Origin of the sequence: Curtobacterium phyllosphaerae, from assembly GCF_049341865.1 — a bacterium.
GTDB classification, from domain to species: domain Bacteria; phylum Actinomycetota; class Actinomycetes; order Actinomycetales; family Microbacteriaceae; genus Curtobacterium; species Curtobacterium phyllosphaerae.
The window spans coordinates 521044-546468 of the sequence record NZ_JBMPIU010000002.1 but is presented as its reverse complement, the minus strand read 5'-3'; the positions used below and the strand labels follow the sequence as shown (position 1 = coordinate 546468).

The window sequence follows — 25425 nt, the reverse complement described above, 5'->3', positions numbered from 1 at the left end:
CGACTCCACCGAGCCGGGGCGCTCTCCCGCGTCCACCCCCGCCCCCGCGCCGGCACGGGCCCCCCGTCGAGCGTGCAGTCCGGCCGCGTCCACGCCCGAACCACGCGGCGAAACTGCACCCTCAGCGCAGCCCCCACCCGCAGCCGACACGGGTGAGCACCCCCGACGCGGCCCGCACCGCCACCCGATGCGGGTGCGCACGCTCTGCGCGGCCGGCCTCCGAGACGCCCACCCCCACCCGCCTCCAGCAAGGGCGACCGCGAGCGTGCAGTTCGGCCGCGTTCCCGCCCGGTATACGCGGCCAAACTGCAACCTCGGCGCAGCCCCCACCCGCGGCCTCCATCCGCAGCCGACGAGGGTACGCACACTCGGCGCGGCCCCCACCCGCAGCCGACACGGGTGAGCACCCCCGATGCGGCCTCCACCGACAGCCGACGCGGGTGCGCACGCCCGACGCGGCCGGCCTCCGAGACGCCCCCCCCCCCCCCCGCCAGCACGGGCGACCGCGAGCGTGCACTTCGGCCGCGTTCCCGCCTGGAACACGCGACGGAACTGCACGCTCAGCGCGACCTCCACCCGCCGCCAGCACGGGCGACCGCGAGCGTGCACTTCGGCCGCGTCCCCGCCTGGAACACGCGGCGGAACTGCACCCTCAGCGCGGCCGCCACCCGGAGGCGACACGGGAACGACCGCGAGCGTGCACTTCGGCCGCGTCCGCGCCTGGACCACGGGGCGAAAGTGCACGGTCAGCGCGGGCGACCGGCGGGACAGGCACCGGCGCGGGAACGACGAAGGCCCGAGTCCTCGTGGACCCGGGCCTTCTTCGATGACCTGGTGGAGCTAAGGGGATTCGAACCCCTGACCTTCTCATTGCGAACGAGACGCGCTACCAACTGCGCCATAGCCCCAAGTGCCCGGCAAGCCTAGCACCGCCCGAGCCGTGATCCGAAATCGGGCCAGCCGGACCAGCCGGACCAGCCGGACCAGCCGGGCCAGCCGGACCAGCCAGACCGAGAGCATCAGCCGGACCGGCCAGACCGCCCGCGGCCCCAGGCCTCAGACCGCGCGACGACGACGCAGGACCGCGTCGAGGTCCGTGCGCTCGTACGACTCCGTGTCGAGCAAGCCCATGCCCGCGTACCGACTCGGTGGCTCTGCGGGCGAGGTCGGCTCCGGCTCGGGTGTCGCCTGCGCGGCGATGCTCCGCGCGATCGGCCCCTCGGCCGGCGACGGCGCCCGGAGGCCCATCCGCTCGGCGAGCGTCGCGGCGGGCGCGTCGTCGTACTCGGCGAGGGCGTCTGCCGCCGCCTCGACGTCGGACCGGATGCGCGTGACCCGGGCGCCGGACGGGTCGGTGTTCGCCGCGTGGATCGCGGCGGTCTCGGCCTGCCAGGCGGCGGCCTCCGCGTCGGCCTCCGCGGCCGCAGCCGCGACGCGTTGCCGGAGTCGGGCTGCCAGCGCACCGGAGGACTCCGCGGTCGCGCGTCGGGCGTCCTCACGGGCACGCTCGACGTCGGGCCGGGAGACGTAGAGCGGACGGGGGACCTCCCGGGGCGTCCACGAGCGGTCCTCGGCGGTCTCGGTGGTGGTCACCTCCGCCACGACCGGCGCGGCCGGCGCCGCGGTTCCTCGAGCGGACGGACGGGAGGCCCGGGTGCGGACCGGCGCGGCCGTCACCCCGCGCAGACGGCGGGCCCGGGACACGGCGGCGAGCTGCACCAGCACGGCGACGGACCCGACGACGGCGAGGATCCCCGCGAGCGCGACGAGCCACATGCCCGGAGCCACCACCAGCGTGACGACGGCGACGACGATGCCGAGGAGGCCGAACAGCGTCGCCCCGAGCCGGGAACGGCGCATGCGCATCACGGTCAGCGCCGGGGCCGAAGCGGCCCGCTCGAGCTCCGGGGCCTGCTCGGCGAGACGGCGGGTGATCTCGCGCTGGCGAGCGGCTTCGTGGGCACGGACGATGGCCCGACGCCGGGCCTCCTCGCTCGCGGCGACGCGCTGGGCCTCGGCCAGGGACTTGGCGTTCATCTCCACGCGGATCTCCTCCGGGAGCTCGGCGGTCTGCGCGAGGATCCGGAGCGTCTGCTGCAGCCGGATGGCGTTCCGTTCCGTCGCGAGGTACTGCCGACGGGCGTGCCACGAGGGCATCAGGTAGGCGAGCCAGAGGACGGCCGCGACGAGCAGCACGATGCCGCCGCTCCAGGACCCGATGCTCATGCGAACACGCTAGGGGCGCGAGGGAGGCCAGACCCTCATTGAGCAGTGCGTGTTGCCGCCGTCGGAGCGAGCGACACCCGCACGCGGCCCTCAGAGGACGCTGCCGCCGCGCCGCCGCGTGTCGAGCGGCATCGCCGCGTCCTGTCGTGCCGCATCCGGCACGGAGCCGACACCGGCCGGGACCGTGCCGCGGACCCAGCGGTCGAGGACCCCGTCGCGCACCTCCTCGGCCACGAGCGCGAAGCAGAAGTGGTCGCGCCAGTCCCCGTTGATGTGGATGTACCGGCGGCGGAGCCCCTCGAACCGGAACCCGAGCTTCTCGACGACGCGGAGCGAGGGGGCGTTCTCCGGACGGATGCAGATCTCGACCCGGTGGATGCCGACGACGCGGAAACAGTGGTCGACGGCCATCGCGACCGAGATCGGGGTCACGTTGTGCCCGGCGGCCGACTCGACGACCCAGTAGCCGATCGACGCGCTCGCCAGCGACCCGTACGTGATGCCGGACACGTTGAGCTGTCCGACGAACCGACCGTCGAGCTCCATCGCGAACGGCAGCCCGAGCCCGGCACGCGCGTTCGCCTGCAGGGCCCGGATGCTGCCGCGGACGTCGGTGGAGACATGCCCGGACGGGTTCGTGGCCTCCCACGTCCGGAGCCACTCGCGGTTCCCGGACAACGCCAGGTCGAGGTCGCGGGTGTCACGGAGCCGCAGCGGCCGGATGGAGACCCGGCCGTGCGTCAGGGTGGGGATGGTCGTCATCGAGGGGTCACGTTCCTGGTTCCGGTGTCCCTGGCGGGACGGTCCCCGAGGGGACGTCTACTCGCCCGCGTTGAACTCCTTGAGCCACTGCTTGAGTTCCGGCCCGAGGTCGTCGCGGTCTGAGGCGAGCTGGACGATCGCCTTGATGTAGTCGAGTTTGTCACCCGTGTCGTACCGGCGTCCACGGAACACGACGCCGTACACGCCGCCGGTCCACTCCTCGGCGCTCGCCATCTTCATGAGCGCGTCGGTGAGCTGGATCTCACCGCCCTTGCCCGGCTCCTGCTTCTCGAGGACGTCGAAGACCTCGGGACGGATCACGTAGCGCCCGATGATCGCGAGGTTCGACGGCGCCTCGCCCGGTGCGGGCTTCTCGACGAGGCCCGTGATCTTCACGACGTCGTCGGTGTCGGTCGGCTCGACCGTGGCGATGCCGTAGAGGTGCGTCTGCGACTCGGGGACCTCGAGGAGCGCGATGACGCTCGCGTTCTTCTCGCCCTGGACCTCGATCATGCGCTTCAGGAGCGGGTCGCGGGCGTCGATGATGTCGTCGCCGAGGAGCACGGCGAACGGCTCGCGACCGACGTGCATCTTGGCGCGCAGCACCGCGTGACCGAGGCCGAGCGGGTCGCCCTGCCGGACGTAGTGCATGTCGGCGAGGTCCGTCGACTGGTTCACCTTGGCGAGCTTGTCGTGGTCGCCCTTCTTCCGGAGCGTCTCCTCGAGCTCCGACACGTGGTCGAAGTGGTTCTCGAGCGCGTTCTTGTTGCGCCCGGTGATCATCAGGACGTCGGTGAGACCGGCCTCGACCGCCTCCTCCACGACGTACTGGATCGCGGGCTTGTCGACGACGGGGAGCATCTCCTTCGGCATCGCCTTGGTCGCGGGGAGGAAGCGCGTGCCCAGGCCTGCGGCTGGGATCACGGCCTTGGAAATCTGGTAACCCATGTCGCAGAGCGTATCTGCTCTCCATCGACGGGACCGTCGGTGGAGTGGAGGACACGGAACGGGGGACACGGGGCCGAGTGCACCCCCGGTTAGGCTCGCAGGCATGGAAGCCGACAGCGGGCACGAGAAGAAGCTCCTCCGCGCCGAACTCCGTCAGCGCCGACGCGCTCGCACCCGGACCGAGCGGGAGCACGACGCGCTCACCTTGACCGCGACCCTGCAGCGCTTCGTGGAGGAACGCGAGATCGCCTCGCTCAGCGCATACCTGTCGTCCCCCGACGAACCGAACGTCCGCCCGTTCCTGAACTGGGCCGCCGAGGCGGGGATCCGGTGCCTGTTCCCGGTCACCCGCGACGACGGACTCCTGGACTGGGCGGTCGGCGACGGCGAGACGGAGCGCGAGGGCCGGTTCGGGATGCCGGAGGTCGTCGGTGAGGTCCTCTCCCCCCTCGCGATCAACGACGTCGACGTGATCCTCACCCCGGCGGCCGCGGTCGACCGGAGCGGCATGCGGATGGGCTGGGGCCGGGGGTACTACGACAAGACCCTCGGTTCCATGGCGAAGCGCCCCCCGGTCTATGCTGTGGTGTTCGATGCGGAGTTCCTCGACGAGGTCCCGAGCGAGCGTCACGACCAACCCGTCGACGGCATCATCACCCCGTCTCGGATCCTCACGTTCCGGAGCTAGCGTTGCCCACCTATTCCTACCGCTGCACCGAGTGCGGCACCGCGTTCGACGTCAAGCAGGCGTTCACCGACGACACGCTCACCGAGTGCCCGACGTGCGGCGGTGTCCTCCGCAAGGTGTTCAGCCCCGTCGGCGTGACGTTCAACGGCTCCGGCTTCTACCGCACCGACTCGCGCTCCGGCGGCTCGGGAGGCTCGGGCTCCGGTGCGGAGGGTTCCGGGGGTTCCTCCAAGGACGGCGCGGCGGCGGCAGGGACGTCTACGGGCGCCTCCGCCGACAGCGGCTCGTCCACGCCGAAGACCGAGTCGAAGCCGGCTGCCGCGGCGTCGGGGTCGGGGTCGGGGTCGACCAGCGGGAGCAGCAGCAGCAGCGGGAGCAGCAGCAGCGGCGGGAGCAGCAGCGGCGGCTCTGGGGCCTGACCAGCGGACCCCGGGTCGGCTCCCCCGCTAGGGTGGCACCACATCCGACCGGAAGGGGTCCCATGAAGGGCTTCAGAGAGTTCCTGCTCCGCGGCAACGTCATCGACCTCGCCGTCGCGGTGGTCATCGGTGCGGCGTTCACCGCCATCGTGACGTCGATCGTCACGAACGTCATCAACCCGCTCATCGGCGCGGCGTTCAACGCGAACATGCTCGACAAGACGCTCATCGTGTCGATCCCGACGGCGTCCGGCGGGCACGCCAAGCTGCTCTTCGGCGCGGTCATCGGCGCGCTGATCAACTTCCTCATCATCGCGGCGGTCGTCTACTTCGCACTGGTGCTGCCGGTGAACCACCTCATGAAGGTCACCTTCGCCAAGTTGAAGGCGGACGAGGAGAAGCCGCCGGCCGACGTCCCGCCGACGGACGTCGAGGTCCTCCTCGAGATCCGCGACCTGCTCCGGAGCGTCTCCGGCCGGGACACGCTCGGGGTGGAGGGTGCGCACGCCGCCCACTCGGACGCACCGGAGGGACCCGGGCTCCCGAGCACGACGAAGCTGTAGTCCTCTGGACGGCCCGGACCCGTCGCGCTACGCGGTCCGGACCCGCCGCGCCTTCCGGACCATGCCGAGCACGTACTGGAAGCCCGCGACGACGTGCCCGACCGTGCCGGCGTAGACGAACACGAGCGCCACCACGCGGACCCATGGTGCGCTGTCCTGCACGGCCTGGACCGACGAGAACAGCAGTACCGGCAGTCCGACGAAGAGCAGTGCCGAGCGGATCTTGCCGGTCCAGGTGACGTCGAGGTCCGCCGAACCGTGGAACAGCGCGCTCGAGACGGCCAGCATGACGAGGTCGACGAGCAGGACAACCGCGACCACCCACCACGGCAGCAGCCCGACGAGGACGAGCGAGAGCACGATCGCCACGATCGAGGTGCGGTCTGCGAGCGGGTCGAGCATCTTGCCGAGCGCGGATCCCTGGTCGAACCGGCGCGCGATGAACCCGTCCGCCCAGTCCGTCACGCCGAGGACGGCCAGGGTGATGATCGCCCACCCGGGGTGACCCTGCACGACGAGGACCACGAACACCGGGATGAGCAGGAACCGGACCAGCGTCAGCAGGTTCGGCCAGGTCTGCCAGTCCGGCCGTGCACTCGGCGTGGTGTCGGTCATCGTCCCATTCTGTCAGCCCCAGTGGGGAGGCACGTCCGAGCGCAGCCTGGCGTCGTTCTCGCCCTCGCCGTGTCGGGCCGGCTCCGGCGCGGGATGCGGATCCGAGCCCGGCACCGGGGCGGTCGTCACGCGCCGGCCCCGGCGAGACGTGGGTCCGGACCGGACGGGAGGCACGGCCGACGAACCGTCGTCGGCCCGCGCCGCCGACGGGGTCGCGACCGGCATCCCGGCGACCGGCACCCCGGCGACCGGCACCTCGGCGACCAGCACCTCGGCGACCGGGGCCGCCCACGTCCCGCGGAGGTGGTCCGTGCCGGACGTGACCGGTCCCATGGGTCGGCTGGCGCGCCTCCCGGCCATCGGTGGGGGCCTCAGCGCCGCGCCGGCACCGGCGGGATCGCGATCTCCTGTGTCGCACCGCGGTCGACGCCGAGCACCTGCGCCACCGTCGTCGCGACGCGGTCCGGGTCGGAGAACAGCTGGAACGCGTGCACGCGGACGTAGTGCCAGCCGAGCCGTCGGAGGACCTCCGGGCGGAGCCGCAGCGACTCGCGCAGCGACCCGTTCGCGAGCGTCGCGTCGGTCTCGATCGTGACGCAGACGCCGCCGTGCGCCGCGACGAGGCCGAGCTTGCCGCGGTGTCCGAGCGCGACCGGGATGCCGCGCATCTCGAGGCGTCGGGCGAGGTCGACGAGCAACGGGTCGCTGTCGTCGGGCACGTACTCCATGCTCGTGCGGGCACGGACCTCGGCGAGGATCTCGGCGAGTGCGACCGTGCCGTGGCCCATCCGCTCGGCCTCGATGTCCGACGGCTGGAAGCAGGTCACGATCACCATCGAGCGCCGGGCCCGGGTCATCGCGATCGCGAGGAGCCGCTCGCCACCCGGCTGTCCGAGCGACCCGAAGTCGCGGAGGACCCGGCCGTGCGGGGTCCGGCCGTACCCGATCGAGAACACGACGCGGTCGCGGCTCTGTGCGACGGACTGCTCGAGCGTCGCGACCATGAACGGCTCCGCGCGGTCGCCGATCACGAAGTCAGTGAGGTCCTTGTGCCCCTGGACGGCGGTGAGCACGGCCTGCTCGACCCGCACCGCGTGCTTCGCCGACGCCGTGATGACCATGAGCGACTCGGTCGGCCGGGTCTTCGCGTGGTCGAGGACGAGCCGCACCACGCGGTCGACCTCGGCGTCCACGGACTCCACCGCCCCGGACTCCGGGTCCGGGACCGCCTTGCCCTCGGCGACGTAGTCGAGCGCGATCGACCCGTGCCCGAGGAACGACCCGGCCCACGGGAGCGACTCGATGCGGCCGCCGTAGAAACGCCGGTTGACGAGCTCCGCGAGGTCCTCGCCGCCCGCCCGGTACGAGCGGGTCAGGGACAGCGTCGGCAGGAGCGTCGACAGCTTGGCGAGTGCCGAGTCGGCGTGCAGGGAGTCGAGGATCTGCTCGTCCACCCGGAGCGCACGGTGGTCGGGGTCGACGGCGATCCGGAACGGCGACGGGGTCTGCGTCACCGGGTCACCGAACACGACGGTCTGCTTCGCACGGCGGATCGCGCCGACCGTCTCGGCGATCGTGACGGCACCGGCGTCGACGAGGATCACGGTGTCGAACGGCATCGTGTCCGCGATCGACGGCACCTCGTACGGCGACGCGAGCCACACCGGTGCGATCGCGCGCGACAGGTGCGGGGCGGAGTCGTGCAGGAGACGCGAGGTGATGGCGGGCTGGCGGAGCTGGGCCTTGAGCTGCGCCGACTCCTCCGGCCAGTCGACGAGCCCGACCTTCCAGTTCTCGGCGAGCTGCCACGCGAGGCCCTGGGAGACCCCGGCCGCGTGCGCGTCGTCGACGAGCCGGAAGTCGGCCTCGACCCGGTCGAGCATGTCCGTGTTCGCGCCGAGCAGTGCCCGATCGCCCTCGAGCATCGACTCGAGGGCCGACTGCCACCACGCGAGCTCGAGCTCGGCCGGGACCTGCGACTCCGGGACGTGCCGGTTCGCGAGGTCCGTGATGAGGGGTTCGAGCTCCAGGTCGCGGAGCGTCGTCATGAGCTCCGTGCGCTCCTGCAGGTTGTGCAGGACGTCGGACTCGGCGGCGAGTTCCTCCACGTACGCGACGAGGGTCGCGATCGGCAGGTTGGCGAGCTGGTCCTCGCGGCTCGTGTTGCCGAGCGGCTCGTCGAGCTTCGCGAGGTCCTCGGCGACGTTGGAGTACAGCACCTGGACGTCGGCGATGCCGGTCGGGATCTCCGGGTTCACCCCGGCTGAGACGTAGCGCTGCCAAAGGGTCCGCTGCTGCTGCACCCGGGTCAGCGCCTCGTGCAGGTCGGACACGTGCACGCCGGGGCGGACGTACTCGCGTGCGAGCTTCTTGAGGCGGCGACGGTTCGTCGCCGACATCGGCGAGCCCTCGCCGCGGGGCGCGGTCGCGGCGACGAGTTCCGACACCGAACGGTCGAAGACCACGGGGAGGAACCGGTCGAGGGTGTCGCGGATCTCGGTGAGCAGCCGGAGGTAGACCCCGAGCTCGGCGATGGTCGTGAACGGGCGCATCCGGGTCGAGCCGATGAGGTCGTTCCCGCGCTGCAGGAGCGACGGCAGTCCGCTCGCGTGCAGGTCCTTCGCGATCTGGTGCGCCCGGGTGGCGGCCGCCGACGACGCGAACCGCGCGCCGTACCAGGGCGAGTCGTCCGGGCCGTACTTGAACTCGCCGAGGTTCGCCGCGCTCACCATGGTCTCGGCGACCCGTGCTCGGCCGTCCACCATGCTCGCGACGGAGGTGCGCGACAGCCGCGCGGTGGTCGCGGGCGGGACGGGGAGGAGTGAGAGCCGGGACAGCTCGACGAGGCAGTCGAGCACCGACACCCCGATCGTCGGGTCCTGCCGGCCGAGCGCGCCCCGGTAGTCGAGGAGCACCTTGCGGAGCCGGACGAGCGCGTCGTCGACCTCGCGGAGGTTCGGCTTGGCGGACTTCTCGTTCCGGGCGATCGCCCGGATGACGTCGCGGCGGAGCGTCGCCGGGGTGACCGCGACACCGGGGAGCTGCACCTCGCCGAACCGACTGGCGATCCCGCGGAGCGTGGCACGGCGCGGACTCACGACGAGCACCCGCTTGTTCGCGGCGACGAGGCCGGCCAGGGCGTTCACGATGGTCTGCGTCCCGCCGGTGCCGGGCAGGGTCTTCACCACGATCGAGTTGCCGGCCGTGATCTGCGCGATCACGTTCTCCTGCTCGTCGTCCGCGTCGAGGAGCAGGGTGTCGGTCTCCGGGCTGCGGTCGTCCGACGGGGTCTGCGCCACCGGGTGGTAGGACTGCTCGACCTGCCACTTCGCGCTCGGGTTGCCGGCGAGCGCGTCGAGGATGGGGTGGGCGAGCTCGGTGGCGTCCTCGACCATGCCGGTCGCGACCTCGGCGAACGTCGACACGACGAGCCGGGGGTGGACGCTGAAGTGCTTGAGGTGCGCGGTCAGGCCGCGGAGCCGGTCGATGACGGGGTTCGGGGTGAACGAACCGTCTTGCTGGGCGAGCGCCACGAAGGTCTCGGCGTCGAGCACGATCCCGAACTGGTCGCGGAGCGCGTCCGCGAGGCCCGGGTTGAGCACGGGTTGGCCGAGCAGTCGCACCTCGAAGTCCCGCCCGTGGCGACGGATCGCGAGCGGACGGAGCAGCACGGGCCCGCGGTGGTCGACGTCCTGGTGCTTCCAGTCGACCATCCCGATGCCGAGCTTGACGGCGTCGATGCCCCGGACCGTCGCGAGTTCCATGCCGCGCTCCTCGACGAACGCCGCTGCGATGCGGGCCGCACGGAACGCGACCTCGTCGCGGATCAGGCTCGAGAGGAGGGTGGTCTTGCCGGTGATGAACTGCGCGAGACCGCCCGGGTGCGTGGTGCTCAGCTCGATGCGGGAACGAGGGTGGTCGCTGAAGTGCACCAGCGGCGAGGTACCGCCGACGCCGGCCAGCTGCTGACGCCAGGCGTCCCACGCCGGCTCGGCAGCGTTCCCCGCGGTCAGACGCGGGTCGCCGAGGCTTATCTGCTGCGGACTCGTCACCTGGTGCGCGGGGATGTTCGCCGACTCGGGGACGTCCGCCGACCCTGGGACGTCCGCCCGGGCCTCCCGTCCCGGCGCGGCGACGACGCGGCCGGCCTCCGGTTCGCGGTCCTGGGGTTCGGGCGCGCGCAGGTCGTCGCCGAGAGCGTCATCGCTCACGTCGTCCTCACGCTCGTTGGTCCTGTCGGCACGCCACACACCGCTACTGTAGGCGGCTTCGCCGACCCGATCTGGCAATGAACCGAGGTTTCTGCAGATCGACGGGCGGCGACGGGACGCCTCGGCCCGGTGTCGCGCATCCGGCCTGTGGTACCAAGGTGCATGGCCATCGACGACCGCACCGCTCCCCCCGTCCCGACCGCGGACCGTCACCGCGAGGTCCCCGCGGAGATCAGTCGGTCGTGGCTCCTGGTCTCCGGCACCGCCGAGGACCGGTTCGACCGTGCAGCCCGGTCCCGTGCCGACCAGGTGATCCTCGACATCGAGGACGCCGTCGACCCCGCCGCGAAACCCGCCGCCCGCGCCACCGTCGCCGCGTGGCTCGCCGGTGGTGGCGAGGCCTGGGTGCGCGTCAACGACGTCACGACGCCGTTCTGGACCGACGACCTCGAGGCGCTCCGGGCACTCCCCGGGCTGAAGGGCGTGATGCTCGCCAAGACCGAGGCCGCCGAGCAGGTCACCGACACGTTCCACCGCCTCGGCGGCACCACGCCCGTGATCGCGCTCGTCGAGTCCGCCCTCGGGATCGAGGACGCGAGCACGATCGCCCGCGCCAAGGGCGCCTTCCGGCTGGCGTTCGGCAGTGGTGACTACCGCCGCGACACCGGCACCTCCGCCGACACCCTGGCGATGGCCTACCCGCGCTCCCGCCTCGTCGTGGCGTCGCGGGTCGGGAACCTCCCCGGACCGATCGACGGCCCCACGGTCGGGTCCTCGCACCCCATCCTCCGCGAGCAGTCGCAGGTCGCGGTGTCGCTCGGGCTGACCGGCAAGCTCTGTCTCGACACGGAGCAGCTCCCCGTCATCAACGAGGTCATCTCCCCCACCCCGACCGACGTGGCCTGGGCGCAGGACTTCCTCGACGACTTCGACGCGCGCGGTCAGGTCATCCGGGACGGCTCGGACCTCCCCCGGCTCGGCCGGGCGCAGAAGATCCAGAAGCTGGCGCAGGCGTTCGGGGTGGAGGCACGGTGAGCTGGAACGGTGCGGGCGGCGGTCCGGCGGACCGCTGGGAGACGCCGGAGGACCGGGAGGCACGGCTCGCCTGGCAACGGGGCGGCACCTCGCTCCTGCCCTCCGCGGGCCGGTTCACGGACCGGGTCGTCACCGTCGTGCTCCTCGCGGCCGGAGCGCTCCTGACGATCATCGTCGGCATCATCACCGTGATCGCGCTCTTCGTGCAGGTCGCCGCCTGCGACGCCGCGACCGGGTGCTCCCCGGGCGGCGTGCTCGGCGGGGCCGCGATCGTCGTCGGCGGGTCGTTCGTGATCGGGGTCGCCGCGCTCGTCGCCGTCATCGCGACCTGGGTCCGACGCCGGACGACCTGGTGGATCGCGGCGGTCGGGCTCGTCCTGACGATCGCGTGCGTCGTCGGGGGCGCGATCGTGTACTCGGCCGCCGCCGAACACACCGGCGAGGGGCAGATGACCGCCCAGCCGTACCCGCTCCCGGGGAGCTGACCCCGCGACCACGCTCGAAAGGCGACCCATGGCCTACACCGTCCCGCCCGCGTTCCAGACCCGCCCCGACCTCCGCGGGACGTTCGGCATGTCCGCCGCGACGCACTGGCTGGCCACGGCGAGCGCGCAGTCCGTGCTCGAGCGGGGCGGCAACGCGTTCGACGCCGCGACGGCGGGGGCGTTCGTGCTGCACGTCGTCGAGCCGCACCTCAACGGGCCGGGCGGGGACATGGTGGGGATCTTCGCCACGGCCGCCGACCCGACGCCGCGCGTGCTGATGGGGCAGGGGCCGGCGCCTGCGGGTGCGACGGTCGAGCACTACCGGGGCGAGGGCCTCGAACTCGTCCCCGGGTCCGGCGCGCTGGCCGCGGCCGTGCCGGGCGCGGTCGACGCCTGGTTCCTGCTGCTCCGCGACCACGGCACGTGGGAGCTCGCCGACGTCCTCGAGTACGCCATCGGGTACGCGCGCGACGGGCACCCCCTGGCTGGTCGGGTCGCTGCGACGATCGGTGCCGTGGCCGCGCTCTTCACCGAGCACTGGCCGACCTCCGCCGAGCGGTGGATGCCGGGGGGCCGCGTGCCCGAGGCCGACGAGGTCGTCCGGAACGCGGCGTACGCGTCCGTGCTCGAACGCCTCGCCGCCGCCGGCGGGCCGGACGTCACGCGCGAGGAGCGGATCGACGCCGCGCGGTCCGCCTGGGCCGAGGGGTTCGTCGCCGAGGCCGTCGACCGGTTCGTCCGCACCCCGCACCGACACGCCTCGGGCTCGGACCACGCCGGCGTCATCCGGGCGTCCGACATGGCGGCGTTCCGCGCGTCCGTCGAACCCGCCGTGACCCTGGACTTCCGGGGACACACCATCGCGAAGACCGGCGCATGGGGACAGGGTCCGGCGCTGCTGCAGACGCTCGCGATCCTCGAGCCGATGGACGACGACCTGCTCGACCCGTCGACCGTCGACGGTGCGCACACGATCCTCGAGGCCGAGAAGCTCGCCCTCGCCGACCGCGAGGCGTACTACGGCGACGGCGACGTGCCGCTCGACCACCTGCTGTCGGCCGAGTACGCGACCGAGCGCCGGGCCCTCATCGGCGATCGTGCGTCACTCGAGGTCCGGCCGGGCACGTCCGGGGTCCCGGGTGCGATGCCGCCGCTCCGGGAGTCGTACTCACCGCCGTCGGGTGCCCAGGCGGCCGGGGTCGGCGAACCGACCGTCGGGTCGTTCCCGCGGCCCGCAGGGGGGTCCCGGGAGGACGCCGCTCCGCGCGACGGCGCCGCTCCGCGCGACGACGCCGCTCCGCTGGAGGACGCCGGAGAGGCGGTCGTCTCCCCCACGGGCGAGATGCGCGGTGACACCTGCCACATCGACGTCGTCGACCGCTGGGGCAACATCGTCTCGGCGACACCCTCCGGCGGCTGGCTGCAGTCCTCGCCGACGATCCCCGAGCTCGGCTTCTGTCTCGGCAGCCGCCTGCAGATGACCTGGCTCGAGGAGGGCACCGCCTCCACCCTCACACCGGGTGCGCGCCCCCGGACGACCCTCACCCCCACGCTCGTGCTCCGCGACGGCGTCCCCGTCGTCGCGCTCGGTTCGCCGGGCGGCGACCAGCAGGACCAGTGGCAGCTGCTCTACCTGCTCCGGACCATCGTCGGCGGGTACAGCCCGCAGCAGGCGATCGACGCACCGGCACTGCACTCGACGTCGTTCGCCGGGTCGTTCTGGCCGCGCACGTGGGAGCCGGGCGGCGCGGTCGTCGAGGACCGGCTCGGCGCCGACGTGATCGCCGGACTGGAGGCCCGTGGTCACGTCGTCACCCGCGCCGGCGACTGGTCGTTGGGTCGCCTCTCGAGCGTCTCCCGCGACCCCGCCACGGGCCTCCTGTCCGCTGCGGCCAACCCGCGCGGTGCGCAGGCGTACGCGGCCGGTCGGTGACCAGGCGATCCCGGACCGCTCGGAGTGTGCGCGACATGATCACCGTGTCACGGACCACCTGCGCGATCGTCGGCGGTGGCCCGGCCGGGGTGGTCCTCGGCCTGCTCCTCGCACGAGGCGGTGTCGCGGTGACCGTGCTCGAGCAGCACGACGACTTCAACCGGGACTTCCGCGGGGACACCGTGCACGCGTCGACGATCCGGCTCCTCGACGAGCTCGGCCTCGGCGCGGCGTTCCGGGCGATCCCGCAGTCACGGCTCGACGACTTCCGGCTCCCGCTGCCCGACGGGTCCGAGGTCACCCTCGGTGAGTTCGCCCGGCTCGAACCCCCCTACGACCACGTCGCCATGGTGCCGCAGTGGGACCTCCTCGACATGCTCGTCCGCGCGGCGACGGACGAACCGACGTTCTCGATCCGGATGGGCACGAGCGCGACGGACGTCATCGTCGAGAACGGCCGCGTGACCGGGGTGCACCTCCGCGGTCCCGGCGGCGGTGCCGAGGAGCTCCGGGCGGACATCGTGGTCGCGTGCGACGGTCGGGACTCGCGCATCCGGCAGGCCGCAGGACTGGTCCCGATCGAGATCCCCGTGCCGTTCGACACCTGGTGGTTCCGGCTCCCGCTCCGACCGGGCGACGCAGCGACGTCGCTCACGCCGCGGTTCGGCGGACACGACGTGCTGCTGAGCTTCCCGCGTCGGGACTACCACCAGGTCGCGTTCTTCGCCGCGAAGGGGTCCGACGCACGGCTCCGCGCCGAGGGTCTGGCGCGGTTCCGCGAGCGCGTCGCGGCGCTCCGACCGGAGTTCGCGGACCGGCTCGACGCACTGGCCTCGATGGACGACGTGCACGTGCTCGACGTCCGGATGAACCGGCTCCGGCGCTGGTGGCGCGACGGGCTGCTCTGCATCGGCGACGCCGCGCATGCGATGTCCCCGGCCGGAGGAGTGGGCATCAACCTGGCCGTCCAGGACGCCGTGGCCGCCGCGGCGATCCTGCGGCCGGTGCTCGCGGCGTCGACCGACGTCGCCGCGCCGACCGACCTCGCCGCGGCGCTGCGTGCTGCGTCGCGCGCCGTCCAGCGACGTCGGACCCCGCCGATGCTCGTGGTCCAGGCAGCGCAACGGGTCCTGCACCGCGTCGTGTTCCAGGCCGCGCTCGACGGACGGCTCGCGGACGGACCACCCGTCATCGCGACGGCGCTGGCCCGTCACGTGCCGTGGTCGCGCGGACTCTACGCACGAGGGATCGCGTTCGGACCGCTCCCGGAACACGCTCCGCCGTTCGCCCGGCGCGACGACCACACCGGGTCGGCTAGCTGACCCGGCGCGGGAGCCGGCCGACCCGGACCGCAGCGCTCAGTCGTCCGCGAGCTGTCCGGCCGTGTCGTCGAGGGGCTCGCGGAGCAGGGCGTCGCGGACCTCTTGCTCGTCGATGGACTGCTTGACGGCATCACGCTTGCCGGAACGGGACGTGGCGGACATGGCGACTCCTGATCTCGTGGTGGATTGATGGCCCCCAGTGTGAACCCGCCCACCACCCCGCACAAGCCTCCGCAGGAGGTCTGTGGACAACCGACCTGAACGCGTGCGACGGGGTGGAGCGCATGCTGGGTCGATGAAGCAGCGAACCATCGGCGACGTCGACGTCAGTGCCATCGGTCTGGGCGGCATGCCCATGTCCATCGAGGGGCGACCTGACGAGCGACAGGCCATCGCCACCATCCATGCCGCGCTCGAAGCGGGAGTCACCCTGATCGACACTGCGGACGCCTACCACTTGGCTGCCCACGACGAGGTCGGCCACAACGAGTCGTTGATCGCGAAGGCGCTCCGCGACTTCGGCGGCGACACCGACCACGTGCTCGTCGCGACGAAGGGCGGCCACCTCCGCCCCGAGGCCGGCGCCTGGGCGCAGAACGGCGACCCGAAGTACCTCAAGGAGGCCGCAAGGGCATCCGCGAAGCGCCTCGGCGTCGAGGCGATCGGGCTCTACCAGTTCCACCGCCCGGACCCCGACGTGCCGTACGCGGACTCGATCGGCGCGCTCGTCGAGCTCCTGGATGAGGGTGTGATCCGGATGGCCGGGATCTCGAACGCGACCGTCGACCAGATCCGGCAGGCGAACGAGATCCTCGACGACCGTCTCGTGTCGGTGCAGAACCAGTTCTCGCCGGCCTTCCGGTCGAGCGAGGCCGAACTCGAACTCTGCGACGAACTCGGCATCGCGTTCCTGCCGTGGAGCCCGCTCGGTGGTATCGGCGGCGCGGCGGACCTCGGCAGCACGTTCGAGGCGTTCGCCACCGTCGCCCGCGACCACGGCGTCACGCCCCAGGTCGTCGCGCTGGCCTGGGAGCTGGCGAAGAGCGACGTCGTCGTCCCGATCCCCGGCGCCTCCCGCCCGCAGTCGATCCTCAACTCGGTCACCGCGCCGACGATCAAGCTCCGCCCGGAGGAACTCGAGCGACTCGACGCCGCGGACGCCGCGTCGGCCTGACCCGTCGGGGCTGCCACACCCCGCGACGATGCAGAGAACCGCAGTGCGACGGCGTTCGCACTGCGGTTCTCTGCATCCTCGACGAGCGAGCCCCCGACGGGCATCCTCGACGGGCGAGCCCCGGACGGGCATCCTCGACGGGCGAGCCCCCGTCGGCGGCCGGTCAGCCGTCGCAGGTCTTCGACAGCGTAGTCATGCGCTGCTGGAGGGTGGCCAGCGTCGACTGCAGTTCCGACACGTCGGCGGACCCGGGGTCCTTCGCGTAGGCGCTGATCTCGGTCGACATGGTGTGGAAGGACTCCTCCGCCGCCGACGCCTGCTTCTTGACGGTCGGCTCGGTGACCTTGTCGACACCGTCCGAGAACTTGTCGTCGAACTTCCGCAGCGCCGCAGCAGCGGCACCGGGATCGGACGAGATCTTCGCGATCTGGCTCTGCAGCTGACTCGAGACGCCCTTCAGCTCGTCCTGGATCTGTCTGCAGGCGTCGGCCTTGGACTGGGACTGCGATCCGCTGCCACCGGAGCACCCGGCGAGCATCACGAGCGCGAGTCCGGCAGCCGCGATGCCGGTGACGATCCTCGACGGTGTCTGCACGGGTCCCCCTCAGCGTCGTCACCTCGGGTGGGACGACCCGTCGAGACTACATCCGCGGCGGACGACGTCCCAGGCCGCCGCAGCAGCCGCGCGTACGGTCGGGTCCATGCACGCCATCACCTTCGACCACCCCGGCGACGAGGACGTCCTCGCCTGGACCGAGGTCCCCGACGCCGCTCCCGCCCAGGGCGAGGTCCTCGTCCGGGTCGCCGCCGCCGGTGTCAACAACGCCGACCTCATGCAGCGGCGCGGCGGGTACCCGGTGCCGCCCGGAGCCTCACCGGTCCTCGGACTGGAGTGCTCCGGCACGATCGTCGCCCTCGGCGACGGCGTGACGGACTGGTCCGTCGGCGACCGGGTGTGCGCACTCCTCAGTGGCGGCGGGTACGCCGAGCTCGTCGCGGTGCCCGCTGCCCAACTGTTGCCGGTGCCGTCGGAACTCGACCTGGTCGCCGCTGCGGGCCTCCCGGAAGCCGCCTGCACGGTCTTCTCGAACGTCGGCATGATCGCCGGACTACGGGCGGGGCAGACGCTCCTCGTGCACGGCGGTGCGAGCGGGATGGGGTCGCACGCGATCCAGTGGGCGCACGCGCTCGGTGCACGTGTCATCGCGACGGTCGGCTCCGAGGACAAGGGACGAGCGGCCGAGCGGCTCGGTGCGGACGTCGTGGTGAACCACCGCGAGCAGGACTTCGTGCAGGCGGTCGCGGAGGCCACGGACGGCGTCGGTGCCGACGTGGTGTGGGACATCGTCGGCCCGTCCTACCTCCGGCGGAACATCGAGGCACTGGCACCGAACGGCCACCTCGTGGTGATCGGATCGGTCGGCGACGAGCCGGACGCCCCGCTCGACCTCGGCCTGCTCATGCGGAAGCGCGGCAGCGTGTCGGCGACCACGCTCCGCGCCCGGCCGGCGGCCGAGAAGGCGGCGATCGTCCGTGCGGTCCGCGAGCACGTCTGGCCGTTCGTCGCGGACGGGAGGGTCGCCCCCGTCATCGACACCGTCCTGCCGATGCGGGACGCCGCATCCGCACACCGGCTGGTCGTCGGCGGCGGGACGATCGGCAAGGTGCTGCTGACGGCGTAGGCGTCAGACGCCCCGTCGGGCGCGCTCCGCCTCGACGATCGGGGCGCACTTCGAACCGAACGTGACCTCCATGAGCGCGGCGGCATCCCGGTCGGCGTCGTAGAGCGTCGGCATCTCGATCCCGAGGAGGACGCTGAACAGCATGCCGCCACCGAGGAACTCGCTGACCCGGGGGCCGTCGAACCCGGCCTCGTGGACGAGGAACCGGTAGACCTCCAGGAACCCCGCACGCGCGGCCGCACCGATCGCCGGCTCGGCGCCGGACACGAAGCCCTGGAGCAGCAGCGTGTGGAACCCACGGTTCTCGGAGAGGTCGAGGTAGGCCGCACCGATGGCGCCGCCGCGCGCCTCCTCGTCGTCCCCGCGCTCGAGCGAGGCCGACAGGGCGTCGCGGAACGCGTCGAGGAGCGTCCGCAGCGTGTCGTCGAGGACCTCCAGGAACAGCTGCTCCTTCGAGCCGAACATGCGGACGACGTACGGCTGGCTGATGCCAGCGGCCTTCGCGACCTGGTCGGTCGTGGTGCCGTGGTAGCCGCGGCGGCCGAAGACGTCCCGCGCGGCGTCGAGGATCTGCGCCCGGCGTTCGCCAGCGGGCATCCGTGCGGTCGGGGTCATGGTTGACAGGTTATCAGTTGATTACTACAGTCCAGGTAATCATCCGATTACAACTACCGGAAGGCACCCCATGAGCAGCTTGCTCCCCTCCCGCCGCGTCCCCGTCTGGTTGGCGATCGTCGCGGCCTCCCTGCCGATGTTCATGGCGACGCTCGACAACCTCGTCGTCACGAGTGCGCTCCCCGTGATCCACGACGACCTCGGCGCGTCGGTCGAGGACCTGCAGTGGATCACGAACGCGTACACGTTGTCCTTCGCCGCCCTCATGCTCCTCGCGGTCGGGCTCGGCGACCGGTTCGGCCGACGGCACCTGTTCACCGCGGGCATCGGCATCTTCACGATCGCGTCCGCCCTCTGCGCCGTGAGCGGCGACCCGACCGCACTCATCGCCGCCCGGGCGCTCGAGGGTGCCGGAGCCGCCGCGGTCATGCCGCTCTCCCTGACCCTCCTCGTCGGCAGTGTCCCCGACCGGTTCCGCTCCCTGGCGATCGGCGTCTGGAGCGGCGTCTCCGGGCTCGGCGTCGCACTCGGCCCGCTCATCGGCGGTGCCGTGGTCGAGGGCTGGAACTGGCAGGCGATCTTCTGGCTGAACGTCCCGGTCGGTGTCGTCGCGATCCCGCTCGCGCTCCTCGCACTGCCGAACACCCTCGGTGCCCGACTGCGGGCCGACGTCCCCGGCGTCCTGCTCGCCGGGGCCGGCGTCCTCGGGCTCGTGTTCGGGATCGTCCGGGGGAACGACGCGGGCTGGGACAGCGTCCAGGTGATCGGTGCCCTCGCGGTCGGGGCCGTGATGCTCGTCGGGTTCGTGATCCGCGAGTCCCGGACCAGCGCCCCGCTGCTGCCGCTCCGACTGTTCCGGGACCGGAGCTTCACGCTCGCGAACGTCGTCGCGATGACGTTCAGCTTCGGCGCGTTCGGTGCGGTGTTCATCCTCATCCAGTTCCTGCAGGTCGTGCAGGGCAAGACCCCGCTCGAAGCCGGTGTCGCGACCATGCCGTGGACCCTCGCACCGATGGTGATCGCACCGCTGACCGGGCTGGTCGCACCGCGGATCGGCACCCGCGCGCTCATCGTCGCCGGCATGGTGTCCCTGTCCGCAGGGCTCTTCGAGATCGCCCTGACGATGTCGGCCGACGTGTCGTACCGCACGATGCTGCCGGGGTTCGTGCTCGCCGGCGTCGGGATGGGACTCGCGTTCGCCCCGATCTCGACGGCGGTGCTGTCCCGGATGGCGCCCGACGACCACGCGAAGGCCTCCGGGACGAACTCGACGCTCCGGGAGATCGGGGTGGCGCTCGGCATCGCGGTCCTCACGGCGGTGTTCACCGGGGCCGGCGGCCAGCTCACCCCGACGGGCTACGTCGACGCGGCGGTCCCGGCGGTGCTCGTCGGCGCCAGTGTCGTGCTGTTCGCGGCGGTCGCGGCCCTGTTCCTCCCCGCCGGCCGCGCCACGCGGACCGTGCCGGATGCCGAACTCGAGGCCGCTCCCGCCCTCGTCCCGACGCGCTGACGTGCTGACGTGCTGACGTGCTGACGTGCTGAGCGTGCCGACTCCCCCTCGTCCCGGCGCGCTGAGCGTGCAGTTCTGCCCCGTGTCCGCGGCGAACACGGGGCGGAACTGCACGCTAGCGAGCGCGCGCGGCGCCCGGTGCGAGGGGCCCAGCGCGCGGCACTCAGCGCGCGACGCGCTCCAGGAACGCGCGGAGCGCCGGGTGCTGTGGGTCGTCGAGGACCGCGGCGGGCGGACCCTGCTCCACGACCGCACCCTCGTGCAGGAACACCACCCGGTCCGCGACGTTCCGGGCGAAGTGCATCTCGTGCGTCGTCATGAGGATGGTCGAGCCGCCCTGCTTGAGCTCCGTCACGAGGTCGAGCACCTCGCCGACGAGCTGCGGGTCGAGCGCGGAGGTCACCTCGTCGAGCAGGAGCAGCTCCGGGTCGGTGACGATCGCCCGGACGATCGCGACCCGCTGCTGCTGCCCCCCGGACAGCCGGTCCGGCCAGGCCGAGGCGAACCCGCCGAGTCCGACCCGTTCCAGCAGGGCGACGGCAGCCGCCGAGGCCTCGGCACGTGCGACGCGGTGCACCCGCCGCGACGCGAGCGTCACGTTGTCGAGGACCGTCATGTGCGGGAACAGGTTGAACTGCTGGAAGACGACGCCGATCCGCGCCCTCGTCGCGTCGACGTCCACGCGCGGGTCCGAGATGTCCGACCCCTGCAGGAAGATCTGCCCGTCGTCGATCCCCTCGAGCAGGTTCACCGTCTTGAGGAGCGTCGACTTGCCGGAACCGGACGCCCCGATCACCGCGATGACCTCGTGGCGCTGCACGGCCAGGTCGATGCCCCGCAGGACCCCGACGTCGCCGAACGACTTGCGGACCCCGCGCAGCTCCAGGACCGGTGCCGACGCGTCGGACGCGCCCCGTGCCTCCAGTCCGTCGGGCGCCGGACCGGACCCGGGTTCCGGACCGGCTCCGGGCGCCGGACCGGACCCGGACGCCGGGTCGCGCCGCGCGGGTCGCCCGGACGACAGGATGATCGGCCGCGACTCGCGGTTCGGGTCCGACAGACCGCCGACGGCGCTCACACCGTCCCGCCGATCTGCTCACGGCGCTGCTGTCGCCGGGCGAGCGCGTCCGTGACCCGGATGAGCGGCAGGCTGATCGCGACGAAGAGCAGTCCGGCGACCACGTACGGCGTGAAGTTGTACGTGTCGGCCTGGGCGATCTGGGCACTCCGGACGGCGTCCACCGCCCCGAGGATCGAGACGAGACCGACGTCCTTCTGCATCGACACGAAGTCGTTCATGAGCGCCGGCGTGACCTTCCGGAGCCCCTGCGGCAGCACCACGAGCCGGAGCGTCTGGATGTGCGAGAGTCCGAGCGACCGTGCCGCGAGCCGCTGCGAGGGGTGCACCGCCTCCATGCCGGCGCGGAGGACCTCCGCCACGTAGGACGAGTACGTCAGGACGATCGCGATCGTTCCCCAGACCTCGGCCGGGAGGCGCGTGGACGGCAGGAGCGCCGGGATCCCGAACCCGACGAGGTACAGCACGATGATGAGCGGCAGACCCCGGAACAGGTCCGTGTACCCGGTCGCGAGGACCCGCAGCGGGAAGGCCACCGGGCTCCGCAGGCCGCGCACCACGGCGAGGAGCGTCGCGAACACCGCGACGCCGATCGAGGCGAAGAACAGGATCCGCACGTTCAACCACAGACCGAGGAGGATCTGCGGGAACTTCTCCACCGCGGTCGACGGGTCGAAGAACGTCTGCTGCACGGTGGCCCACCCGGGGGTGTTCACCAGACCGATCCAGACGATCGCCACGACGACCACCGTCGAGACGACGCTCACCACGATCGACCGGCGACCGCGCTGCTGCCGGAACAGCCGGCGTTCGAGCTCCACCTCGCTCGGCACCGCCGGGGGTGGAGCGGTCGTCGGTGCGGTCACGGTCCCGCTACTTCAGGACCGGCGTGCCGGTCTCCGCCGACAGCCACTTGGTGGTGAGGGCGTCGAGCGTGCCGTTCGACTTCAGCGTGTCCACGGCCTTCGTGACCTTCGGGGTCAGCGCGGACCCCTTCGGGAGCACGATGCCGAACTGGTCGCCGGAGCCGTCGGCGGGGAACTGGGCGCTGACCTCGCCGCCGGTGAGCTGCGACGCGGCGACGTAGAACGCGGTCGGCAGGTCGGTGACGAGCGCGTCGATCTGCCCGGACTTGAGCGCGAGCACGGCGTCGTCGTTCGAGTTGAAGACCTGCGGCTGACCGATCTGGTCGTTCACGACGTCGTAGCTCGTGCTGCCGGTCGCGACACCGATGCGCAGCCCCTTGAGGCCGGCGATCGTGGTGACCCCGTCGGCCTTGGACTGCTTCGTGGTGACGACCGCCTGGCTCGTCGTGTAGTACGCCGGCGAGAAGTCGACGGCCTTCTCGCGCTTCTTCGTGATCGAGAACTGCTGCAGGTTCATGTCCCAGTCCTTCGCACCGGGCGCGATCGCGCTGTCGAACGTGGAGCGCTTCCACACGACGTCACCGCGGCCGTACCCCATCTGCTTCGCGACGGCGTAGGCGACGGCGGACTCGAAGCCCTTGCCCGACTGCGGGTTGTCGTCGAGGACCCACGGGGAGTACGCCGGCTGCCCGGTCGCGATCGTGAGCTTGCCGTTCGTGACCGTCCCGCTGCTGCTCGTCCCCCCGGTCGAACAGGCGGCGAGGGCGAACGCCGCGGCAGCAGCGGTGACGGAGAGGAGCAGGGATCGGCGGAGCGACATGTCGTGCCTTCAGTCGGTCGAGCGCTCGGGTCGCGCTGCGGGGATGGCGACGATCGTACGACGGACTGGAGGCGCGGTGCGAGTCGATGACGCCCGGTTCCGTCGGCCGGGCGGCCGGTGGCTACCGCGCGCGGTTCAGCGCCACGAGGAGCTCGGGCGCGCGGCGGTCGAGCAGCGCGCCACCGACCCGGACGCCGACGACGAGCGCCACCGCTCCGAGGAGGATCCCGACGACGAGCGCGATCCACCCGAGCACCGCGCCGCCGATCAGGTCCGCGGCGACGAGCAGCGCGATCTCCGGCAGGCACAGCACGGCGAGGACGAGCCACACCACGAACATCTGGAGCGTGCCCGTGAGGTTCGCCCCGGCACGCGCTCGGAACGGGTTGTCGCCCGGGGCGGGCACCGGCAGGATGATGACGGCCGACGCGACGCTGGCCACCCCGACGCCGGTGCCGAGCACCCCGAGCGCCAGACCGAGGACCTGCGGCGCGTCCTCGAACGCCCGACCGAACGCCGTCGACCCGAGGGTGAACAGCACGACGACCGGCAGGGCGAACACGAGGAGCGCCGCCGCCCGCCCGGCACGGTCGTCGCGCCCGCGGATGCCCTCGGCGAGGTGGAGGGTGAACGCGCTGCCGTCGTACGACAGGTCGGACACGATGGCCACCGACAGGAAGAACGCCGCGGCCGGACCGAGGGCGAGCAGGAGCGGAGCGTGGTCGATCGACGCGTAGAACCCGAGGAGCACCGGCAGGATCGGGACGAGCAGGAGCTGACGCTGGTAGCGGGGGTCCCGCCGCCAGTACGTCAGGGACCGCGCCGCGACCGCACCGGCCGGGGTCGCGGGGACGCGGCCGAACACCCCGACGCGGGCGCGCGAGCGGGGCCGGTCGCTCGACGACGTCGCCTGCGTGACGAGCACCCGCGCGAGTCCCCACCGCCAGAGCAGGACGAGGGCGGCGAGTGTCGCGAGGGCGATCAACAGGCGCAGGACGGCCCCGACCGGGTCGCCGAGCGCGACCGACGACGGGATCGCCCAGACCGCACCGATCGGCGTCCAGGAGACGATCTCGACCGCTCCGGCGATCGACGAGTGCACGCGCGCGACGAGGTCCGTCACGCCGAGGATGATCGGACCGGCCAGGATCAGCGGCACGAGGACCAGGAGGCCCCGCGCCTCGCGGAACCGTCGTCCGCTCGACAGGCTCGTCAGCGCGGTGGCCGCGGCACGGGACGCGACGACGCACGTGGCCGTCGCGAGCACGCCGCATCCGAGGGCGACCACGGCGACGCCGGGCAGGTGCAGCCACGAGCCGGCGGTGGCGAGCGCGGCCACGGTCGTCACGGCCCCGGGCACGCCGAGCACGCCGCCGAGGAAGAGCCCGGTCATGAGCTGTCCGAGCGGGATCGGGTAGACGGCGAGCCGGGCGGGTTCGAGGGTCTCGTCGATCCCGGTCGCGACGAGCGGCAGCAGCGTCCAGCCGAGGACCACCACGGCGCCGACCAGGACGACGACCGTCCGGATCACCGACGTCGGCGCCACGCTCAGCACGAACAGCCCGACCACGACCGCGATGAGGATGCCCGCGCCGTACACCGCACCGATGACGACCGCCACGAGCTGCGCCGTCTGCCGCCGCAGCGTGTTCCGGAGCAGCAGCAGGCGGAGCCTCACGAGTGTCGCAACCACGACGGCCCTTCCTCGTGACGACGCCCGCCGACGAGCTCGACGAACCGTTCCTCGAGCGAGACGTCCCCGCGGACCTCGTCGACGGTGCCGGTCGCGAGCACCCGCCCGTCGGCGATGACCGCGACGTGGTCGCACATCCGCTGGACGAGGTCCATGACGTGGCTCGACACGATGACCGTGCCGCCGGAGGTCACGAAGCTCTGCAGCATGTCCCGGATGTTCGCGGCCGAGACGGGGTCGACCGACTCGAACGGCTCGTCGAGCACGAGGAGCGACGGCGCGTGCACGAGGGCGCACGCGAGCCCGATCTTCTTCGTCATGCCCGCCGAGTAGTCGACGACGAGCGTCCCCCCGGAGTCCTGCAGGTCGAGCATCCGGAGGAGGTCGGCCGTGCGGGACGTCGCGGTCGGGCGGTCCATCCCGCCGAGGAGCGCCGCGTACAGCACGAGCTGCTCGCCGGTGAGCCGGTCGAACAACCGTGCTCCGTCGGCGAGGACCCCGATGAGCCGCTTCGCCTCGAGCGGCCGCGACCAGACGTCGACGCCGTGCACGGACACGGCACCGGCGTCGGGGCGGAGCAGCCCGGTCGCCATCGAGAGCGTGGTCGTCTTGCCGGCGCCGTTCGGTCCGACGAGGCCGAAGAACGACCCGGCCGGGACGTCGAGGTCGATCCCCGCCACGGCCTCCTTGTCACCGAACCGCTTGACGAGACCTCGGACGGAGAGCGCCGGTCCCCCCGGCGGTTGCGTGCTCATGAGCGAAGGCTAGCGCGGGGCCGCC

23 protein-coding genes and 1 tRNA gene are annotated in these 25425 nt (G+C 72.3%); 10 read left to right on the top strand and 14 right to left on the bottom strand.

The genetic code is table 11. The annotated features are described in order from the left end of the window. Positions 1-832 precede the first annotated feature (832 nt). The 4 genes from ACO0E0_RS05795 to galU all read right to left on the bottom strand — a co-directional run bounded on the left by ACO0E0_RS05795 (position 833) and on the right by galU (position 3936). Positions 833-908, bottom strand: a tRNA-Ala gene (locus ACO0E0_RS05795). A gap of 148 nt (positions 909-1056) precedes the next feature. After that, positions 1057-2226, bottom strand: a complete 1170-nt coding sequence (locus ACO0E0_RS05790; RefSeq protein ID WP_422870439.1) for a hypothetical protein — start codon at positions 2224-2226, stop codon at positions 1057-1059. Positions 2227-2316: 90 nt separating this feature from the next. Next, entirely contained in the window at positions 2317-2988 is a 672-nt protein-coding gene (locus ACO0E0_RS05785; protein WP_422870438.1) for a GNAT family N-acetyltransferase, read from the bottom strand. A gap of 57 nt (positions 2989-3045) precedes the next feature. Then, positions 3046-3936, bottom strand: a complete 891-nt coding sequence (gene galU / locus ACO0E0_RS05780) for a UTP--glucose-1-phosphate uridylyltransferase GalU (protein WP_422870437.1) — start codon at positions 3934-3936, stop codon at positions 3046-3048. A gap of 103 nt (positions 3937-4039) precedes the next feature. On the opposite strand from galU, the gene ACO0E0_RS05775 reads away from it, so the two are divergent. The 3 genes from ACO0E0_RS05775 to mscL all read left to right on the top strand — a co-directional run bounded on the left by ACO0E0_RS05775 (position 4040) and on the right by mscL (position 5606). After that, positions 4040-4624 carry a 5-formyltetrahydrofolate cyclo-ligase gene (locus ACO0E0_RS05775; protein WP_422870436.1) on the top strand — a complete coding sequence of 195 codons (585 nt, stop codon included), beginning with the start codon at positions 4040-4042 and terminating at the stop codon, positions 4622-4624. Positions 4625-4626: 2 nt separating this feature from the next. Beyond that, the gene (locus ACO0E0_RS05770) at positions 4627-5043 is read left to right on the top strand and encodes an FmdB family zinc ribbon protein (protein WP_422870435.1); all 417 of its coding nucleotides are present in this window, start codon (positions 4627-4629) and stop codon (positions 5041-5043) included. 62 nt (positions 5044-5105) lie between these two features. Continuing rightward, positions 5106-5606, top strand: coding sequence for a large conductance mechanosensitive channel protein MscL (mscL, locus tag ACO0E0_RS05765; protein WP_422870434.1), 501 nt, complete (start codon positions 5106-5108; stop codon positions 5604-5606). Positions 5607-5633: 27 nt separating this feature from the next. Here mscL and ACO0E0_RS05760 read toward each other — a convergent pair whose 3' ends face one another. Continuing rightward, positions 5634-6221, bottom strand: a complete 588-nt coding sequence (locus ACO0E0_RS05760) for a CDP-alcohol phosphatidyltransferase family protein (RefSeq protein ID WP_422870433.1) — start codon at positions 6219-6221, stop codon at positions 5634-5636. A gap of 371 nt (positions 6222-6592) precedes the next feature. Further along, a complete protein-coding gene (locus tag ACO0E0_RS05755; protein ID WP_422870459.1) occupies positions 6593-10288 on the bottom strand; it encodes an AAA family ATPase in 3696 nt (1231 codons plus the stop codon). Positions 10289-10594: 306 nt separating this feature from the next. Here ACO0E0_RS05755 and ACO0E0_RS05750 point away from each other — a divergent pair, with 306 nt between their 5' ends. From ACO0E0_RS05750 to ACO0E0_RS05735, 4 genes are read left to right on the top strand one after another with little or no spacing between them, the layout of a single operon-like run. Continuing rightward, entirely contained in the window at positions 10595-11467 is an 873-nt protein-coding gene (locus tag ACO0E0_RS05750; protein ID WP_422870432.1) for an HpcH/HpaI aldolase/citrate lyase family protein, read from the top strand. Continuing rightward, positions 11464-11952 (top strand): hypothetical protein, encoded by a 489-nt coding sequence (locus ACO0E0_RS05745; RefSeq protein ID WP_422870431.1) that lies wholly within the window; start codon positions 11464-11466, stop codon positions 11950-11952. The genes ACO0E0_RS05750 and ACO0E0_RS05745 overlap by 4 nt, the downstream gene beginning before the upstream one ends. A 28-nt stretch (positions 11953-11980) precedes the next feature. Next, positions 11981-13885 (top strand): gamma-glutamyltransferase family protein, encoded by a 1905-nt coding sequence (locus ACO0E0_RS05740; protein ID WP_422870430.1) that lies wholly within the window; start codon positions 11981-11983, stop codon positions 13883-13885. Positions 13886-13920: 35 nt separating this feature from the next. Next, positions 13921-15207, top strand: coding sequence for an FAD-dependent oxidoreductase (locus ACO0E0_RS05735; RefSeq protein WP_422870429.1), 1287 nt, complete (start codon positions 13921-13923; stop codon positions 15205-15207). Between the two features lie 36 nt (positions 15208-15243). On the opposite strand, the gene ACO0E0_RS05730 is transcribed toward ACO0E0_RS05735, so the two are convergent. Beyond that, positions 15244-15369 (bottom strand): hypothetical protein, encoded by a 126-nt coding sequence (locus ACO0E0_RS05730; protein ID WP_422870428.1) that lies wholly within the window; start codon positions 15367-15369, stop codon positions 15244-15246. A gap of 133 nt (positions 15370-15502) precedes the next feature. Here ACO0E0_RS05730 and ACO0E0_RS05725 point away from each other — a divergent pair, with 133 nt between their 5' ends. Then, positions 15503-16381 (top strand): aldo/keto reductase, encoded by an 879-nt coding sequence (locus tag ACO0E0_RS05725; protein ID WP_422870427.1) that lies wholly within the window; start codon positions 15503-15505, stop codon positions 16379-16381. 163 nt (positions 16382-16544) lie between these two features. Here ACO0E0_RS05725 and ACO0E0_RS05720 read toward each other — a convergent pair whose 3' ends face one another. Continuing rightward, positions 16545-16976 (bottom strand): hypothetical protein, encoded by a 432-nt coding sequence (locus ACO0E0_RS05720; RefSeq protein WP_422870426.1) that lies wholly within the window; start codon positions 16974-16976, stop codon positions 16545-16547. Between the two features lie 106 nt (positions 16977-17082). On the opposite strand from ACO0E0_RS05720, the gene ACO0E0_RS05715 reads away from it, so the two are divergent. Next, complete coding sequence (locus ACO0E0_RS05715; protein WP_422870425.1) at positions 17083-18063, top strand: NAD(P)H-quinone oxidoreductase; 981 nt, start codon at positions 17083-17085, stop codon at positions 18061-18063. A gap of 3 nt (positions 18064-18066) precedes the next feature. Here the strand turns inward: ACO0E0_RS05715 and ACO0E0_RS05710 are convergent, their stop codons facing one another. After that, on the bottom strand, positions 18067-18678 hold the full coding sequence (locus tag ACO0E0_RS05710) for a TetR/AcrR family transcriptional regulator (RefSeq protein WP_422870424.1): 612 nt from the start codon (positions 18676-18678) through the stop codon (positions 18067-18069). 70 nt (positions 18679-18748) lie between these two features. Here ACO0E0_RS05710 and ACO0E0_RS05705 point away from each other — a divergent pair, with 70 nt between their 5' ends. Further along, positions 18749-20188 carry a DHA2 family efflux MFS transporter permease subunit gene (locus ACO0E0_RS05705; RefSeq protein WP_422870423.1) on the top strand — a complete coding sequence of 480 codons (1440 nt, stop codon included), beginning with the start codon at positions 18749-18751 and terminating at the stop codon, positions 20186-20188. A 163-nt stretch (positions 20189-20351) separates the two neighbouring features. On the opposite strand, the gene ACO0E0_RS05700 is transcribed toward ACO0E0_RS05705, so the two are convergent. The 5 genes from ACO0E0_RS05700 to ACO0E0_RS05680 all read right to left on the bottom strand — a co-directional run bounded on the left by ACO0E0_RS05700 (position 20352) and on the right by ACO0E0_RS05680 (position 25400). After that, positions 20352-21113 (bottom strand): amino acid ABC transporter ATP-binding protein, encoded by a 762-nt coding sequence (locus ACO0E0_RS05700; protein WP_422870458.1) that lies wholly within the window; start codon positions 21111-21113, stop codon positions 20352-20354. A gap of 149 nt (positions 21114-21262) precedes the next feature. Then, positions 21263-22132, bottom strand: coding sequence for an amino acid ABC transporter permease (locus ACO0E0_RS05695; protein WP_422870422.1), 870 nt, complete (start codon positions 22130-22132; stop codon positions 21263-21265). A gap of 7 nt (positions 22133-22139) precedes the next feature. Further along, positions 22140-22952 carry an ABC transporter substrate-binding protein gene (locus ACO0E0_RS05690; RefSeq protein WP_422870421.1) on the bottom strand — a complete coding sequence of 271 codons (813 nt, stop codon included), beginning with the start codon at positions 22950-22952 and terminating at the stop codon, positions 22140-22142. A gap of 121 nt (positions 22953-23073) precedes the next feature. Further along, positions 23074-24645, bottom strand: coding sequence for a transporter (locus ACO0E0_RS05685; RefSeq protein ID WP_422870420.1), 1572 nt, complete (start codon positions 24643-24645; stop codon positions 23074-23076). Next, positions 24627-25400, bottom strand: a complete 774-nt coding sequence (locus tag ACO0E0_RS05680) for an ABC transporter ATP-binding protein (protein ID WP_422870419.1) — start codon at positions 25398-25400, stop codon at positions 24627-24629. The genes ACO0E0_RS05685 and ACO0E0_RS05680 overlap by 19 nt, the downstream gene beginning before the upstream one ends. Positions 25401-25425: the final 25 nt, after the last annotated feature.

Bases quoted from the DNA above. Each gene is read 5' to 3' on its own strand.
- ACO0E0_RS05760 (WP_422870433.1), bottom strand. From the start codon at position 6,221: ATGACCGACACCACGCCGAGTGCACGGCCGGACTGGCAGACCTGGCCG.
- ACO0E0_RS05785 (WP_422870438.1), bottom strand. From the start codon at position 2,988: ATGACGACCATCCCCACCCTGACGCACGGCCGGGTCTCCATCCGGCCG.
- mscL (WP_422870434.1), top strand. From the start codon at position 5,106: ATGAAGGGCTTCAGAGAGTTCCTGCTCCGCGGCAACGTCATCGACCTC.
- ACO0E0_RS05690 (WP_422870421.1), bottom strand. From the start codon at position 22,952: ATGTCGCTCCGCCGATCCCTGCTCCTCTCCGTCACCGCTGCTGCCGCG.
- ACO0E0_RS05705 (WP_422870423.1), top strand. From the start codon at position 18,749: ATGAGCAGCTTGCTCCCCTCCCGCCGCGTCCCCGTCTGGTTGGCGATC.
- ACO0E0_RS05730 (WP_422870428.1), bottom strand. From the start codon at position 15,369: ATGTCCGCCACGTCCCGTTCCGGCAAGCGTGATGCCGTCAAGCAGTCC.
- ACO0E0_RS05715 (WP_422870425.1), top strand. From the start codon at position 17,083: ATGCACGCCATCACCTTCGACCACCCCGGCGACGAGGACGTCCTCGCC.
- ACO0E0_RS05735 (WP_422870429.1), top strand. From the start codon at position 13,921: ATGATCACCGTGTCACGGACCACCTGCGCGATCGTCGGCGGTGGCCCG.
- ACO0E0_RS05790 (WP_422870439.1), bottom strand. From the start codon at position 2,226: ATGAGCATCGGGTCCTGGAGCGGCGGCATCGTGCTGCTCGTCGCGGCC.
- ACO0E0_RS05710 (WP_422870424.1), bottom strand. From the start codon at position 18,678: ATGACCCCGACCGCACGGATGCCCGCTGGCGAACGCCGGGCGCAGATC.
- ACO0E0_RS05775 (WP_422870436.1), top strand. From the start codon at position 4,040: ATGGAAGCCGACAGCGGGCACGAGAAGAAGCTCCTCCGCGCCGAACTC.
- ACO0E0_RS05725 (WP_422870427.1), top strand. From the start codon at position 15,503: ATGAAGCAGCGAACCATCGGCGACGTCGACGTCAGTGCCATCGGTCTG.
- ACO0E0_RS05680 (WP_422870419.1), bottom strand. From the start codon at position 25,400: ATGAGCACGCAACCGCCGGGGGGACCGGCGCTCTCCGTCCGAGGTCTC.
- ACO0E0_RS05750 (WP_422870432.1), top strand. From the start codon at position 10,595: ATGGCCATCGACGACCGCACCGCTCCCCCCGTCCCGACCGCGGACCGT.
- galU (WP_422870437.1), bottom strand. From the start codon at position 3,936: ATGGGTTACCAGATTTCCAAGGCCGTGATCCCAGCCGCAGGCCTGGGC.
- ACO0E0_RS05740 (WP_422870430.1), top strand. From the start codon at position 11,981: ATGGCCTACACCGTCCCGCCCGCGTTCCAGACCCGCCCCGACCTCCGC.